The organism is Cryobacterium sp. TMT4-31, assembly GCF_004403385.1.
Taxonomy (GTDB): Bacteria; Actinomycetota; Actinomycetes; order Actinomycetales; family Microbacteriaceae; genus Cryobacterium; species Cryobacterium zongtaii.
Map to the genome: position 1 here is coordinate 178,990 of NZ_SOGI01000074.1, position 15,459 is coordinate 194,448.

General features: G+C 68.5%; 14 protein-coding genes. 9 read left to right on the forward strand and 5 right to left on the reverse strand.

The features are described from left to right. Window positions 1–65: 65 nt before the first annotated feature. Window positions 66–1,256, forward strand: coding sequence for an inorganic phosphate transporter (locus E3T19_RS18495; RefSeq protein ID WP_088455651.1), 1,191 nt, complete (start codon window positions 66–68; stop codon window positions 1,254–1,256). Then, entirely contained in the window at window positions 1,253–1,585 is a 333-nt protein-coding gene (locus E3T19_RS18500) for a peptidase (RefSeq protein ID WP_088455652.1), read from the forward strand. The genes E3T19_RS18495 and E3T19_RS18500 overlap by 4 nt, the downstream gene beginning before the upstream one ends. A gap of 84 nt (window positions 1,586–1,669) precedes the next feature. On the opposite strand, the gene E3T19_RS18505 is transcribed toward E3T19_RS18500, so the two are convergent. Then, entirely contained in the window at window positions 1,670–2,944 is a 1,275-nt protein-coding gene (locus E3T19_RS18505) for a uracil-xanthine permease family protein (protein ID WP_088455653.1), read from the reverse strand. Between the two features lie 125 nt (window positions 2,945–3,069). Here E3T19_RS18505 and E3T19_RS18510 point away from each other — a divergent pair, with 125 nt between their 5' ends. From E3T19_RS18510 to E3T19_RS18525, 4 genes are all read left to right on the forward strand, one after another. Beyond that, window positions 3,070–4,680 (forward strand): carboxylesterase/lipase family protein, encoded by a 1,611-nt coding sequence (locus E3T19_RS18510; protein ID WP_134409541.1) that lies wholly within the window; start codon window positions 3,070–3,072, stop codon window positions 4,678–4,680. A gap of 162 nt (window positions 4,681–4,842) precedes the next feature. Further along, window positions 4,843–6,309, forward strand: a complete 1,467-nt coding sequence (locus tag E3T19_RS18515) for an NCS2 family permease (RefSeq protein ID WP_240632418.1) — start codon at window positions 4,843–4,845, stop codon at window positions 6,307–6,309. 327 nt (window positions 6,310–6,636) lie between these two features. After that, entirely contained in the window at window positions 6,637–8,214 is a 1,578-nt protein-coding gene (locus E3T19_RS18520) for an aspartate ammonia-lyase (protein WP_241980348.1), read from the forward strand. Window positions 8,215–8,315: 101 nt separating this feature from the next. Further along, window positions 8,316–9,167: an alpha/beta fold hydrolase gene (locus E3T19_RS18525; RefSeq protein ID WP_134409542.1), complete on the forward strand. Its 852-nt coding sequence runs from the start codon at window positions 8,316–8,318 to the stop codon at window positions 9,165–9,167. A gap of 41 nt (window positions 9,168–9,208) precedes the next feature. On the opposite strand, the gene E3T19_RS18530 is transcribed toward E3T19_RS18525, so the two are convergent. From E3T19_RS18530 to E3T19_RS18540, 3 genes are read right to left on the reverse strand one after another with little or no spacing between them, the layout of a single operon-like run. Continuing rightward, window positions 9,209–9,982, reverse strand: coding sequence for a glycosyltransferase family 2 protein (locus tag E3T19_RS18530; RefSeq protein ID WP_088455657.1), 774 nt, complete (start codon window positions 9,980–9,982; stop codon window positions 9,209–9,211). Beyond that, window positions 9,972–10,847, reverse strand: coding sequence for a fumarylacetoacetate hydrolase family protein (locus tag E3T19_RS18535; RefSeq protein WP_088455658.1), 876 nt, complete (start codon window positions 10,845–10,847; stop codon window positions 9,972–9,974). Before E3T19_RS18535 ends, E3T19_RS18530 begins: the two co-directional genes overlap by 11 nt. Window positions 10,848–10,851: 4 nt before the next feature. Next, a complete protein-coding gene (locus tag E3T19_RS18540) occupies window positions 10,852–12,432 on the reverse strand; it encodes a DNA-3-methyladenine glycosylase 2 family protein (protein WP_134409575.1) in 1,581 nt (526 codons plus the stop codon). A gap of 179 nt (window positions 12,433–12,611) precedes the next feature. On the opposite strand from E3T19_RS18540, the gene E3T19_RS18545 reads away from it, so the two are divergent. The 3 genes from E3T19_RS18545 (at window position 12,612) to E3T19_RS18555 (ending at window position 15,011) form a co-directional block, all read left to right on the forward strand. After that, entirely contained in the window at window positions 12,612–13,835 is a 1,224-nt protein-coding gene (locus E3T19_RS18545; protein WP_088455660.1) for a PrsW family intramembrane metalloprotease, read from the forward strand. A 178-nt stretch (window positions 13,836–14,013) separates the two neighbouring features. Then, entirely contained in the window at window positions 14,014–14,385 is a 372-nt protein-coding gene (locus tag E3T19_RS18550) for an FKBP-type peptidyl-prolyl cis-trans isomerase (protein ID WP_088455661.1), read from the forward strand. Window positions 14,386–14,570: 185 nt separating this feature from the next. Continuing rightward, entirely contained in the window at window positions 14,571–15,011 is a 441-nt protein-coding gene (locus E3T19_RS18555) for a hypothetical protein (RefSeq protein ID WP_088455662.1), read from the forward strand. Window positions 15,012–15,014: 3 nt separating this feature from the next. On the opposite strand, the gene E3T19_RS18560 is transcribed toward E3T19_RS18555, so the two are convergent. Further along, window positions 15,015–15,440 carry a pyridoxamine 5'-phosphate oxidase family protein gene (locus E3T19_RS18560; protein WP_088455663.1) on the reverse strand — a complete coding sequence of 142 codons (426 nt, stop codon included), beginning with the start codon at window positions 15,438–15,440 and terminating at the stop codon, window positions 15,015–15,017. Between the last annotated feature and the right edge of the window lie 19 nt (window positions 15,441–15,459).

The window sequence follows — 15,459 nt, forward strand, 5'->3', positions numbered from 1 at the left end:
TCTCTCTTGCGTGCCGGTTATGTATGTACCCGACCACGGTTCGGGTAATACAAGGAAAGACGCCGGTGGATTTCACCCTTATCGTCGCGCTGGTCATCGCACTGGCACTCATCTTCGACTTCACCAACGGATTCCACGACACGGCCAACGCCATGGCCACCCCGATCGCAACCGGGGCCATGAAGCCCAAGGTCGCGGTCGGTGTCGCGGCAGTTCTCAACCTCGTCGGAGCGTTCCTGTCCACCGAGGTCGCCAAGACGGTGTCCGGCGGCATCATCAAGGAGGGTGACGGAGGAATCCAGATCAGCCCGGAAATGATCTTCGCCGGACTGATCGGCGCGATCGTCTGGAACCTGATCACCTGGCTGCGCGGCCTGCCGTCCAGTTCCAGCCACGCCCTGTTCGGCGGCCTCATCGGCGCCACCATCATCGGGGTGGGGGCGCAGGCCGTGGCCTTCGACGTCGTCCTGGCCAAGGTGATCCTGCCCGCGCTGATCGCTCCGATCACCGTCGGCATCGTCGCGTACCTCGCCACCCGCCTGGCCTACGCCATCACCCGCCGCGACGCCGGCAAGCCTGATGGCCGCGGCGGCTTCCGCTACGCGCAGATCTTCTCCTCGTCGCTGGTGGCCCTCTCGCACGGCACCAACGACGCGCAGAAGACCATGGGCGTCATCACCCTGACCCTCATCGCCGGTGGTTACCAGGCCGTGGGTTCGGGACCGCAGTTCTGGGTGGTGGCGTGCTGCGCCCTCGCGATCGCGATCGGTACCTACACCGGCGGCTGGCGCATCATTCTCACCATGGGCCGTGGGCTCACCGAGATCAAGCCCGCCCAGGGCTTCGCTGCCGAGACCAGCACCGCCGCGACCATCCTCGCGTCCAGCCACCTCGGCTTCGCTCTCTCCACCACCCAGGTCGCCTCCGGGTCGGTCATCGGCTCCGGCCTGGGCCGACGCGGCTCCACGGTGCGTTGGGGCATGGCCGGCCAGATCGCGCTGGGTTGGCTGCTCACCCTGCCGGCTTCCGCCATCATGGGCGCGTTCGCCGCAGGTCTGGCCCTGCTCGGCCCGATCGGCATCGTGCTCGACGTCGTCATCGGCACGGCCGTGGTCTACGTGCTCTTCCAGTGGTCCAAGCGCGACAGGATCTCACACGACAACCTGCACGACATCGATGACGCGGGCCACGTCGTGAAGATCAGGAAAACGCCCCGCAAACCGTCCCGCAAGGACCGACAGAAGGTTGCACTGTGATCGACTGGGCCGCTTTCCTCGTTGTCGCGGCAGCCGCGCTGGTGTCCTCGGCCGTCGTCGTCTCGCTCTACTCGCTGGGCCTGCGCCTGCTCACCACGGCCGGGCGCATCCCGACGGTGGAACCCGCCGAGTTCACCGGCGCGATCACCGTGCTCAGCCCGGCGCGGGCCGCGAAGGACGCCAAACGCGCCCGTAAGGCCCTCAAGGCCAACCCGCTCACCGACATCCAGAAGTCGGTCGCTCAGTACGCAGGCTACCTCTGCTTCGGGCTGTGCGGCCTGATCGTGCTCTACGGCGTCTACCTGATCGTCCCCGCGCTGCACCAGTAGCGACCAGCCCCGCGAACCGAGAGAAAAGCCCCGAAAAACCGCTCGGGAAGGTGCTTGGCTCACAGTTCGCGGGCCGGCGGGGGGCTACGCCGTGCGGCGCACCCGGGCCACCCAGGTCATCAGGTGGTAGATCACGATGGCGGCCACGGTGCCCAGCGCGATGCCGTTGAACGTGAGGGTGCCGGCGCTGAAGGTGTAGTCGGCGATGCCGATGATCAGGGCGGTGGCGGCGGTGAACTGGTTGACCGGCTTGCTGAAGTCCACTTTGTTGTCGAGCCAGATCTTCACGCCGATGATGCCGATGAGCCCGTACAAGGCCGTCGTGACGCCGCCGAGCACGCCCGCCGGGATGGTGCTGATGACGGCGCCGATCTTGGGGGAGAGGCCCAGCAGCACCGCGGTGATGCCGGCCACCCAGTACGCGGCCGTCGAGTAGATCCGGGTGGCGGCCATCACGCCGATGTTCTCGCCGTAGGTGGTGGTGCCGGAGCCGCCGCCGAAACCGGCCAGAACCGTGGCGAGGCCGTCGGCGAGCAGGGCACGGCCGGTGAGCTTGTTGACCGAGCTGTCGGTCATCTGCGCGACACCGCGGATGTGGCCCACGTTCTCGGCGATCAGCACCAGCACCACGGGGAGGAACGCCGGCAGGATCGCCCACACCGCGGGGTTCTCGAACGGGTTCGTCGGCAGGGTCAGCGGCGGCAGGCCGACCCAGGCGGCGTCACCGACGGCGCTGAAGTCGACCTCGCCCTGGATGACCGCGGCGATGTAACCGACGATGACGCCCAGGAAGATCGACAGACGGCCGAGGATGCCGCGGAACAGCACCGTTGAGAGGATGACGGCGGCGAGGGTTATCAGCGCGGTGAGCGGCGCGAGGGTGAAGTTGGCCTTCGCCACCGGTGCCAGGTTGAAGCCGATCAGCGCGACGATCGCACCGGACACGACCGGCGGCATCAGGGCGTCGATCCAGCCGGCCCCGGTGAACTGCACGATGGCGCCGACCAGTGCCAGCAGCACTCCGACGGCCAGGATGCCGAACAGCGCGCTGCCCATGCCCGCGGTAGCGACGGCGGCGGTGATCGGGGCGATGAACGCGAACGACGACCCGAGGTAGGACGGCAGTTTGTTGCGCGTGATCAGCAGGAACAGGATCGTGCCGATGCCGGAGAAGAGGATGGTGGTGCTCGGCGGGAAACCGGTGATCAACGGGACCAGGAAGGTCGCGCCGAACATCGCGACCACGTGCTGGGCTCCGATGCCGATCGTAATCGGCCAATTCAGGCGTTCGCCGGGGGCCACGACGTCGGTCGGGCCGACGGTCTTACCGTCGCCGTGCAGGGTCCAGGGCAGTGCCATTGGTGTCTCGTTTCTCTGGGATCCGGCCGCACGCATACCTCGCGCAGCCCTAGCTGAGCGTAGTGCTCCGCCAGCCGCACCACCGAGTTTGCCCCGGGGTCAGCGGACCGGATTAGGATCACCCCATGACTTCGCATACCGGCGCGCGCGCTCTCGATCCCCTCGAGATCCGGGTGTCCGGCGGGCTGGTGCGCGGCGTCAGCGAGCGCGGAATCCGCGCGTGGCGAGGCATCCCCTATGCGGCTGCTCCGGTGGGCCCACTGCGTTTCCGCGCCCCCGCCGCGGCTCCGCCCTGGCCGGGCGTGCGCGACGCGACGGAGTTCGGACCGGTCGCCACCCAGAGCCATAAGGGCCAGTTCCTCGGCGCGCACCCGCGCATCCCGCAGAGCGAAGATTGCCTGGCCCTCAACGTGATCGCCCCGGATGCGCCGATCGACGACGGGGCGCTTCGCCCCGTAATGGTGTTCGTGCACGGCGGCGCGTACAGCGTCGGGTCGTCGCGCGAGAATCCCCGCCAGGGTGAGGGACTGGTCCGCCGCGCCGGGATCCTGTACGTGAGCATGAACTACAGGCTGGGCGCGCTCGGCTACCTCGACTTCAGTCGCTACTCCACGCCCGAGCGGCCGTTCGAGAGCAACCTGGGTCTCCGCGACCAGGTCGCGGCGCTTGCCTGGGTGCGCGCCAACATCCGTGCGTTCGGCGGCGACCCGGATGCGGTGACCCTGTTCGGCGAATCGGCCGGCGGCAACGCGGTGACCACCCTGATGACCGTGCCGGCGGCCGCGGGGCTGTTCCAGCGGGCCATCGCCCAGAGCGCCCCGCCGAACGCCGTGTACCCGCCGGCGCTGACCGCCGAGTGGGCGGCGACATTCGTGCGCATCCTCGCCGAGCAGGCCCCCGCTGCCCCGGCATCGCCGACCGCCGGCGCAGGGCACCAGGCCGAACCGCCGGTGATTTCGGGCCTGACCGACGCCGAGGCCGTTCGTCTGCTGCTGGACGCCGACCCCGCCCGCCTCGCCCAGGCCACCACCACCCTCACCGTGCGCTCGCCCGACCAGTACCCAGGCACCATCCCGCTCTGCCCGGTCATCGACGGTGATTTCTTGCCCGAACGGCCGCTGGACGCGTTCCGCGACGGCCGGGCGCACCGCATCCCGCTGCTCATCGGCACCAACCAGCGCGAGGGTTCGCTGTTCAGCGGCCGCATCGACATTCTCGCGTCAACGCCGCCGCGCATGCGGGCGGTCTTCGCCAACACCAAGAAGAAGGCCAAGAAGGCCCTCAAAGCGCAGTACCCGGGCATCCCCGCGGCGCGGGCCGCGCTCGACTTCGGCGGCGACTACTCGTTCTGGTATCCGAGCGTGAAGGTGGGCGAGCGGCACTCCAGATACGCCCCGGTGTACTTCTACAGGTTCGACGCCGCGCCCCGGCTACTGCGTCGGATGGGCCTGGATGCCACGCACGGCCTCGAACTGTTCCCGCTCTTCGACAGACTGGACGGCTGGTTCGGCCGGGGCATGACGGTGCTCGGCGGCCGGCGGGAGTTCAAGGCCATCGGTGCGCGCATGCAGGGTTGGTGGCTGGGTTTTGCCGGCACGGGCGTTCCGGATGCCGCCTGGCCGCCATATACCGAGGCGGACAGGTTGACGCTGGTCATCGACAGCCGCGACCGGATCGAGGCCGATCCGCAGGCCGAACGGCGGGTCGCCTGGGGCAAATTCGTGCCGCACGTTTAGCCAGCCAGGTTGGGCCGATTATCACGGCCGCGGGACGCGTCGTAGAATAAGGCGTTTGGCACGCCGCCGCACACCGACCGGGAGAGCATCATTTCCGCATCAGAGCACGAGTCCACCGCAGCAGCCCCAACCGCCACGACAGGCACCTCGACCGGAACCCCATTGGCGTCCGGTCCATCCGAGCCCACGGGGCGCGGTACCAAGTCCGTGCTCGACCGGTATTTCGAGGTCACTCGCCGCGGCTCCACCTGGAGCCGCGAGGTGCGTGGCGGCCTGGTCACCTTCGTCACGATGGCCTACATCGTCATCCTCAACCCGCTGATCCTCGGCGGCTTCAGTGCCGACCAGGCCGCGGTGGATGTCGCCGGCAACTGGCTGCCCAACGGCCAGGTCGCCGCGGTGACCGCGCTCACGGCCGGGGTGATGACCATCCTGTTCGGTGTCATCGCCCGACTGCCGTTCGGTTTCGCAGCCGGGCTCGGTATCAACTCGTTCCTGGCCGTGAGCGTCGTGGGCCAGGTCACCTGGCCGGAGGCCATGGGCCTGGTCGTCATCAACGGCCTCATCATCGTGCTGCTGGCATCCACGGGCCTGCGCGAAATGATCTTCACCGCCGTGCCCCGTCAGCTCAAGATCGCCATCACCGTGGGGATCGGCCTCTTCATCGCGTTCATCGGCCTGGTCGACTCCGGTTTTGTTCGCTCCAGCGGCGTCGCCTCCCCGCCCGTGCAGCTGGGCGAGTCCGGTTCGGTCGCCAGCCTGCCCACCGCGGTGTTCGTGATCGGGCTTTTGCTGATCGGTGTGCTTGTGGCCCGCAAGGTGAAGGGGGCCCTGCTCATCGGTATCGTCGGCACCACGGTGCTCGCCGTGATCCTGGAGGCCATCTTCAAGGTAGGTCCTTCGCTCGGCACCAACCCGGCCGGTTGGAACCTCAACGCCCCGGTGCTGCCGACCAGCTTCGTCGCACTGCCCGACCTGTCCCTCGTGGGCGAGGTGAGCTTCGGCGCGTTCGAGCGCATCGGTGTTCTTGCGGCAGTGATGCTGGTCTTCACGCTGGTCTTCACGAACTTCTTCGACGCCATGGGCACCATGACCGGGCTCTCCAACGAGGCCGGTGTCGCCGACAAGGACGGCAACTTCCCCCGGCTCAAGTCGGCGCTGATCGTCGAGGGCGTCGGTGCCGTCGTCGGTGGCGCCACCTCCTCCTCGTCGAACACTGTCTTCATCGAGTCCGGCGCCGGAATCGGTGAGGGTGCCCGAACGGGCTTCGCGAACGTCGTCACCGGGCTCTTGTTCCTGGCCGCAATGTTCTTCACCCCGCTCACCCAGATCGTTCCGCTCGAGGTGGCCGCAGCGGCCCTCGTGATCGTGGGTGCCATGATGGTGTCGCAGATCCGGTTTATCGACTTCAGCGACTTCTCCATCGTGCTGCCGGTGTTCCTCACCATCATCGTGATGCCGCTGAGTTACTCGATCGCCAACGGCATCGGCGCCGGCTTCATCAGCTGGGTCATCGTGCGCTCGCTCTCCGGCAAGGCGCGTGAGATCAGCCCGCTGCTCTGGGTCGTCGCGGTCGGCTTCCTGGTCTTCTTCGTGCGCGGTCCCGTCGAGGTCCTGTTCGGCGTCTAACGGATGCGCGCGCCCGCCACCGCGACTGGCCGGCTGTGACATGACATTTGAGGCCTCCTGGATGCGTTCCAGGGGGCCTCAACTGGCTTCTGGTGCGTGCGCCGTGCGAGGGATGCGCTACTCCAGTAAGCCGCGTAGCTCCGCTGAAGGCTACGAGGCCATCGAACACGACGTCCTCCCCGAGGAGCCCGCCGCCACGTAACTTGTGGAGTCGCACCTGCGTTTTCTTGCACAGACCCTGCCCGGAGACGACGGTTCCCTGCGTAACGCAGGCGAAACGTGCGGCTCCGGTGCCGGGCCGGGGCCTCGCGATAGAGTGGGTCGGTCATGAGCCACAAGCTCTTCACCGAAGGCAATGGAGCCCACGTGCACCCCACCAGCAGCATGTCCGCAAGAACCGAAACGACGAACGCCGAATTGACCATAGAAGACACGACCAGCACCCAGGATCTCAGCGCCGACATCCCCGCCGTCACCCCCGGCTTCCGCATCGAGCGCGATTCGCTCGGCCGCGTCGAGGTCCCCGCGGACGCCTACTGGGGTGTGCACACCAAGCGGGCGCTGGAGAACTTTCCCATCGCCAAGCGTCCGATCTCGGTCTACCCCGACTTCGTCGTGGCCCTCGCCTCGGTGAAGCAGGCCTGCGCCCGCGCGAACGCCGAGGTGGGCGCGCTCTCCCAAAAGCGGGCCGACTGGATCGACGCCGCCTGCCAGGAGATCATCGAGGGCAAGCACCACGACCAGTTCGTGGTGGGAGTCATGCAGGGCGGCGCCGGCACCTCCACCAACATGAACGCCAACGAGGTCATCTGCAACCTCGCGCTGGAAAACGCGGGCTATGGGCGCGGCCGCTACGACATTCTCAGCCCGATCGACCACGTCAACCGCAGCCAGTCCACCAACGACACCTATCCCACCGCGATCAAGATCGCCCTGGCGTTCTTCCTCAAGCACCTGCTCCGCGAACTGAAAGCGCTGCAGGGCTCCTTCTCGGTCAAGGCCGAGGAGTTCGAGCAGATCCTCAAGGTGGGGCGCACCCAGATGCAGGACGCGGTGCCGATGACCCTCGGCCAGGAGTTCCACGGCTTCGCCACCACCCTCGGCGAGGACTACGACAGGCTCACCGAGACGATCTGGCTTCTCGCCGAGGTCAACCTGGGCGCCACCGCGATCGGCACCGGCATCACGGCCGATCCCGGGTACGCGGCCGCGGCCATCCGCCACCTCAATCTGATCACCGGGCTCAAGCTGGAGGCGGCGCCGGACCTGATCGAGTCGACCAGCGATGCCGGCAGCTTCATGTCGTTCAGCGGCAACCTCAAGCGCAGCGCCATCAAGCTCTCCAAGATCTGCAACGACCTGCGGCTGCTCTCCTCCGGCCCGCAGGCCGGGTTCGGCGAGATCAACCTGCCGCCCCGCCAGGCCGGTTCGAGCATCATGCCCGGCAAGGTCAACCCGGTCATCCCCGAGGTCGTCAACCAGGTTGCCTTCGCCGTCGCCGGGGCGGATGTGACGGTGACGATGGCCGCAGAGGGCGGGCAGCTGCAGCTCAACGCCTTCGAACCCGTCATCGCTCACTACCTGTTCCAGAGCCTCACCTGGATGACCCAGGCGATGTGGACCCTGCGGGTGAACTGTATCGACGGCATAACCGCCAACGAGGACCGGCTCGCCGCTATGGTCGGCTCGAGTGTCGGCGTGATCACCGCGCTCATCCCGCACATCGGCTACGCGGCCGCCGCGGCGCTCGCTCAGACGGCGCTGCTCACCGGGCGCAACGTGTCCGACCTGGTGGTCGAGGCCAACCTGATGACCAGGGAAGACGTGATGCGCGAGCTCGAACCGGCCCGGTTGTCCGGGATGCGGCCCGACACCGGAACTTCCTCGATCCCCATCATCGAGTAGGCCCGCCGAGGAATGGCGGGCGGCGCTACTCTGGTGCCGTGTCCCTGCGTGTGAGGCAACCGCTCCACAGGAACGAGCCGATCCGGCCCGATCGACTCGCGATGCTCGACGCCGCCCTGCCCGACCTCGACTGGACGATCCTGCCGCCGGGCACCGAGCGGTTCAGGTTCCACGCGCCCAGCGGCCGGCTGGCCGCCATCGGGCTGGGCCGGCGGGGCGACCCGCGGGTCCTTCTCGTGCCGGGGGCCACCGGGTCGAAGGAGGACTTCGTGCTGCTCGCGCCGCTGATCGCCGACGCCGGCTACAGGGTGGAGAGCTTCGACCTCGCCGGCCAGTACGAGTCCGCGGCGGCCGGGCCGGTGCAGGGCCGGCGTTTCGATTACGACCTCTTCGTTGCCGACCTGGTCGCGGTGCTGGAATCGGGGGAGAGCCCGGTGCACGTGCTCGGCTACTCGTTCGCCGGCCTCGTCGCCGAGCTGGCCCTGGCGCGGCGGCCGGAGCTGTTCGCCTCGCTGGTGTTGCTGACCACGCCGCCGGGGCCCGGCCAGACCTTTCGCGGCGTGCGCTGGCTCGGCTCGATCAGCGGCCTGGTGCCCGCGCACACCATCGCGTCCCTGATGATCTGGGGCATCGTCACCAACCGCAACCACACCCGGCCCGGCCGTCTCGACCTGGCGCGCAGGCGGTTCGGTTACACCCGGCGCACCAGCCTCGACCAGATCATGGCTCTGATGAAGCACACCCCAGATGTGCGCAGGGAACTGGCCAGCAGCCGGGTGCCCAAGCTCATCGCCGTGGGCGACCGCGACCTGTGGAAGGTGGCGCAGCACCGGAGCTTCGCCCACCGGATCGGCGCGGACCTGCGCGTCTACCCGGCCGGGCACAGCCCCTGCGAGACCACCCCGCACCAGCTGGCCCGCGACCTGCTCGCTCTCTACGCGAGCGGTCGCTGACGGCAGGGATTCCTGGTTGTGAGTTGCCGCAAAACGACCTGTCAGAGCGCGCGAAGCGGTCTTTTGCGGCGACTCGCCGCGCGCCGGCGGATGCGCCAGGGCGAGTAGTCCGGCCAGCCCGAGAAGAGAGTGCGGCCGGCCCACGCCACCCGGCGGCCGAGCCCGCGCGGGGTCTCGAACGGGCGGGCGGAGATCGCTACTCTGAGGGAGCGGTCGAGAGTGACCGGTTCGTCGCGGCCCAGGTGCATGCTGAAGTCGAGGTCGTCGTGCACATCGTTGCGGGTGCGGCGAACCCTGTCGCGGTTGGCGGCCCAGACCTGTCGGCGCATCGCGAAATTCGATCCGAACAGCGGCGGGTGGCCCAGCCAGAACCCCATCCAGCGGAAGTAGCCGCCGATGTAGACCCGGCCACCCAACCAGGCTGTGACGGGGCCGCAGTTGTAGAAGTCGCCGGGACCGGTGTACACGGCGGTGTCGGGATGGGTCGTGAATCGGGCCTCGATCCGCTCCAGCCAGTCCACCGGGGGCACCGAGTCGGAGTCGAGCCGGGCGATCACGTCGCCGGTGGCCGCGTCGTAGCCGGCCGCGGTGGCCGGCCAGATTCCCCGCAGCGGTTCGCGGACCAGGCACACACCGGCGGCGGTGGCCACTGCGGCCGTCGCATCCGTGCTGGCGTTGTCGACCACAATGATCTCGTCGGCCGGCCGGCGCTGCTGAGACAGTGCGCGCAGACAGGTGCGCAGGAAGTCGGCGTCGTTGTAGACCGGGATGACGACCGAGATGGTGACCGGTGGCCGGCCAGGCTCAGATTTCACGGCAGTGGGTCGTGAGGAGCCCGATCCGGTCGATGGAGACGGTGACGGTCGAGCCGTCCTTGAGGAACACCTGCGGCTTGCGGCTGTAGCCGGCGCCGCCGGGACTGCCGGTGGAGATCAGCGTGCCGGGTAGCAGCGTGGACGTCAGCGACAGGTAGGCGATGATCTCGGCCACCGTGCGCACCATGTCGCCGCTGGAGGCGTCCTGCAGGATGCGCCCGTCGACGTGGGTGGTCAGCCAGAGGTTCTGCGGGTCGGCGATCTCGTCTGCGGTGACCACCAACGGGCCGGTGGGGGTGAACCCGTCGAACGACTTGCACCTGGACCACTGCGCCTCGGAAAACTGCAGGTCGCGGGCGGTGATGTCGTTCACGACGGTGTACCCGAAGACGTAGTCGAGGGCGTCGCGAACCGACACGTTGCGGGCGGGCCGGCCGATGATCACGCCGAGTTCGGCCTCGTAGTCGACCTGGCCGGTGAGATCGCTCGGCCAAGAGATGATCGACTCGTGGCCGGTGAGCGAGTTCGGCCACAACGAGAACACCGTCGCGGCGGTCTCGCTGCGCAGCTTGAGCTCGGAGGAGTGGGCCGCGTAGTTGGCGCCGATCGCGATGATCTGCGGGGGGCGCAACACCGCAGACGAGTGCCGCAGATCGTCGATGGGGGTGAGGCTGGCACCGTGGGTCAGCGCGTTCGCGGTGAGCGCCCGCACCCTGTCGTATTCCGGGGCGCCCTTCTCGAGGAGGTCCTGGAGGTCGCGCGGGGCGTCATCGATCACCTCGTCGAGGAAGAGTGCCGCGTCGTCCACCACGATGGCTAGACGGGGGGTGGATTGGCCTTCAACTCTGAGATGCGCAAACTTCACTTCTTCAGCGTAACCGGCCAGAACCGTTCTTGCCGTGAACTGCCTGCCCGGCCGGTCGTGGGGCTCCCGCCGCCCGCCAGAGGTGCATGCCGGCGTAACTGCGCCATGGCGCCCAGACGCTGCCGTGGGCGGCGAGGTCTCTGGCCGTTGCGGGCAGGCCGAGCCGATCGGCGCCCTGGCGCAGGGCGAGGTCGCTGGTGAGCAGGATGTCGGGGCTGCCGAGAACCCGCATGGCCACGTACCCGGCAGTCCACGGTCCGATGCCGGGCAGGGCGGTCAGTCGGGCCTGCAGATCGTCGCGGGTTTCCCCGACGTCGAGCACGAGGTCGCCGGCAGCTAACGCCGCGGCGACGCGGATGATCGTGTCGATGCGGGCCGCAGGGCCGCGCAGCACCTCGCGGCCATGTTCGGCGATGCTGGCGGCTGTGGGGAAGAGCAGCTGTGGGGCGGCGGTGGCGGTAGCGGTGTCTGTGTCTGTGTCTGTGTCTGTGTCTGTGTCTGGGGCGGTGGCGCCGGGCACCGGCTCGCCGAGGGCCGCACTGAGCCGGCCGAGGGCGGTGCGGGCGGCGGCGACAGACACCTGCTGGCCCAGCAGGGCCCGGAACAGGGTCTCCTCGGGGTCGAGGCTGCCCGGCACCCGGATGCCGGGGGTACCGTGCACGGAGCCGGCCAGGGCCGGGTCGTCGGCCAGGGCACGATCGATGGCCTGAGCATCCGCGTCGAGGTCGCACAGGCGGCGCACCCGGCTCACGAGAGGAGCGAGGTCGGCGAGGCTGCTCAGCCGGGCGGTGCAGGCGATCGCGGGTGCCTCGAGGGTGCCCGCGACGGCCAGCTGCAGGGTGGCCCAGCCGTGCGGGAGCCGTAGGGTGCGTTCGTACCCGGCGGAGGTGGACCGTTCGACACCGTCGATGGCCCGCACACCCAGGAAGCCGAGCAGGCCCGTGCCGTCGAACGGTGCACGGGCGGGCAGCAGCAGGCTGATCCTCGTGCCGGTGCCGGTGCCGGTGCCGGTGCCGGTGCCGGTTTCGGTGTCCCGGTCGCGGCTGCCGGCCCGCACCCGGGCGCCGGCCCGCAGGGCCGACGGTGTGCGCTCGTACACCGCGGCGATGGTGTCGTTGAACTGCCGCACGCTGCCGAAACCGGCGGCGAATGCGATGTCGGTGACCGGCAGGTCGGTGCTCATGAGCAGCACGCGAGCGGTCTGCGCGCGGTGGGCGCGAGCCAGCGCCAGAGGGCCGGCGCCGACCTCGGCGACCAGCACCCTGGTGAGGTGTCGCGGGGTGTAGCCGAGCCGGTTTGCCAGCCCGGGCACGCCCTCTCGTTCAACGGTGCCGTCGCCGATCAGCCGCATCGCCCTGGCGGCCAGGTCGTCACGGATGTTCCACGCCGGCGACCCCGGCACGGCATCGGGCAGGCAGCGTTTGCACGCCCGCAGTCCCGCCTCATGAGCCGCGGCAGCCGTGAGGTAGAACGACACATTGCCGGGCTTGGGGGTCACGGCCGGGCAGCTCGGTCGGCAGTAGATGCCCGTGGAGTGCACGCCGGTGATGAACTGGCCGTCGAAGCGGGCGTCGCGGGAGGACATGGCCCGGTATCGTTCGGCGAAGACCGGGTCGTCGGGGGAGCTGGGCGCTGGTGTCACCCCCCAAGACTGACACGCGCACCGCACGACCGGTAGCGGGAATCAGACATCGCCGTTCGGGGTCATCGCTCGGGCGGAATCTGCCCGGTTCGAACCGGTCCGGTCCCCGTAAACTGGCGGGCATGACCCTCGACCCGACCGGCCGACCGCTCGCCGTGCCCCAGCAGGACACCCCCATCCAGACGCCGGTGTGGAGTTCGCCGGTGCGGCGCACAAACCTGAGCACTGTCGTGTGGGCGAGCATCGGCATCGTGGTCGCCGCGCTCGCGCTGTTGCTGGTCCTGGTATACCTCTCGACCTTCCTCGGTCCGGGCGCGGTGCTGGTCTGTCTGCTGCTGGCGCTGGTGCCGCTCACCCTGGTGGTGCTGGCGGTGCGTTGGATCGACCGATGGGAGCCGGAACCCCGGCCGGCGCTCTGGTTTGCCTTCCTCTGGGGCGCCGGCGTCTCTATCGTGACGGCGCTGGTGTTCGACCTCGGTGTGCAGATCGTCGTCGCGACCAGCGGCGTGGCCCGACCGGCGGGCGACTTCACGGCCGCCGTCATCCAGGCGCCGCTCGTGGAGGAGTCGGCGAAGGGATTCGGCATCCTGCTGCTGTTCTGGGTGATCCGCGGCCAGTTCAACGGTCCGATCGACGGAGTCGTCTACGCGGCCATGATCGCCGCCGGCTTCGCGTTCTCGGAGAACATCCAGTACTTCGGTGTGGCGATGCTCGACGGCGGGATCGCCGACCTCGGCGTGACCTTCCTGTTGCGCGGGGTGATCTCCCCGTTCGCGCACGTGCTGTTCACGGCCTGCACCGGCCTGGCCATCGGCTTCGCCGCCCGGCGTGCGAGCGGTTCAAGTTATCTCGGCGCCGTGTTCATCGGCCTGGCCGCTGCGGTTCTGCTGCACGCGGTGTGGAACGGGGCGTTCTTCCTACTCACCGACGACGCATCCCTGGTGGGCTACTACTTCCTCGTACAGGTGCCGATGTTCCTCGGCGCGATCCTGGTCGTGGTCATGCTGCGGCGCAAGGAGGAGGCGCTGACGGTGCAACGGCTCAGCGACTATGCCGCCGTGGGCTGGTTCACCCCGGCCGAGGTGGCGATGCTGGCCACTCCCCGCGGCCGACGCCAGGCACGGGCATGGGCACACGGCCAGCCGCAGGCGCGTCGCCTCGCGATGAACCGCTTCATCACGGATGCCACCCGGCTGGCATCGGTGCGGCAACGACTGGTCAGCGCCCAGCTGCGCCCCTCCCGTCGCAGCGGCGCAGCGGCACAGCCGGGAACCACCCCCGACCAGGTCGAGGAGGCCCGGCTGCTGGGCCTGCTGATGGACGACCGCGCCCAGGTCATCGGCTGACCGTGCCGCCCGGATTCACGGCCCCACGAGAAAACTCGCCGCCCGGTGGTGTGGCACTGCCGACAACTCTCCCGGTGCGGCGAGTTTCTATGCACTAAGACTGCACCTGGCCACGGCGTTCGCGCAAGGGGTAATTTCCAGGTGTGCGTCCGGAGCCGGAATCCGATTGGATGGTCTCATGACTGATTTGAACTCCAAGCCCGAACTCGACTTCCCGGAGGGCCCCGCGCCCGAACAGCTCGACATCGTCGACATCGTGGTAGGTGACGGGGCCGAGGCCACCGCCGGCGCCACCGTCGACGTGCACTACCTCGGCGTCGAATACGACACCGGCGAAGAATTCGACTCGTCCTGGAACCGCGGCCAGACGATCAACTTCCCGCTGGGCTCCCTCATCGCCGGCTGGCAGCAGGGTATCCCCGGAATGAAGGTGGGTGGCCGTCGCAAGCTCACCGTGCCGCCGCACCTGGCCTACGGCCCGGCCGGATCCGGTCACCGGCTGTCCGGTAAGACCCTGATCTTCGTGATCGACCTGAACGGCGTCAGCTAGACCGTTCGATCCGCACCCGCCTGATGGGTGAGTGGTGGCCCCGGAGAATGCTGACGGCGCTCCGGGGCACCCCGAAATATGTGGCACGCAGGCGCACCCGCGTGCCATTCTTCTGTGCCTGACGGCCTGGTGTGAGTGCGAAAAACGCCCTCGCGCTCAACGGTATCCCGCGCCGATAATGGGACATGATCTCAATCGACTGTGCCCGTGCCCTGCAGCAGGCCGGATTGTCCTGGCATCCGGTATCCGGTGACTCGTTCCGCATCGAACGACCGGGCTTCGACTCCGAGGTCTTCACTGTCAGCGAGATGACCATCGAGGCGCACGAGTTCGACACCGGCACCATCCTCGGTTTCAACGGCACGACGGAGTGGGCACTGGATTCGCTCGCGCTCGAGGATGCCCTGTGGCTGCCGAGGGAAGACCAGATGCGGGCGCTCCTGCGCGGCACGTTTCGCTCCCTGCACAGGCTCAGCGACGACCGGTACCGGGTGAGCGTGCACGTGCGCGGAGTCGACGAGGTGTTCGAGGCGGCCACCGCGGCGGATGCCTACGGCACTGCGGTGTTGATGCTCATCGGACTCTCTGGCGAGGGCCGGGTCGCTCCGGCGGCGGCCAGCGACTAACGGCTAGTACCGCTCCGGTTCCGGTTCCAGGGCGAACCGGCGCCCGCTCAGCTCGGTCGGGGTGATCTCAACCCAGATGTACTTGAGTGTGGGCACCAGCGGACGGAGCGGGAGCGCGTTGGCGGCTTCGATCTCGGCCTGGGTGTCGAGGACTCGGGCGAGACCCTTCACGACAACGCTCCACGCGTCGCCGCGCCCGATGGCGTCGGTCTCAAGAGCCACCTTGTTGTTCACGGTGAGGGCGAGAAGCTTGGTTCCCTCGGCCGTACGGAACAGAAGCCGTTTGTCGGCCATGACGAAGTTGAGTGGAAAGATCTCGATGTCATCCGCGACAGCCGCGGCGAGACGGCCGAAGCTTGAGGACAGCAACAACTCCCAGCACTCGTCCTCGCTGAGAATGCGAACGGGATCAAGGTCGTTGTTGTCCATACCTCATAGTCCCACTTTG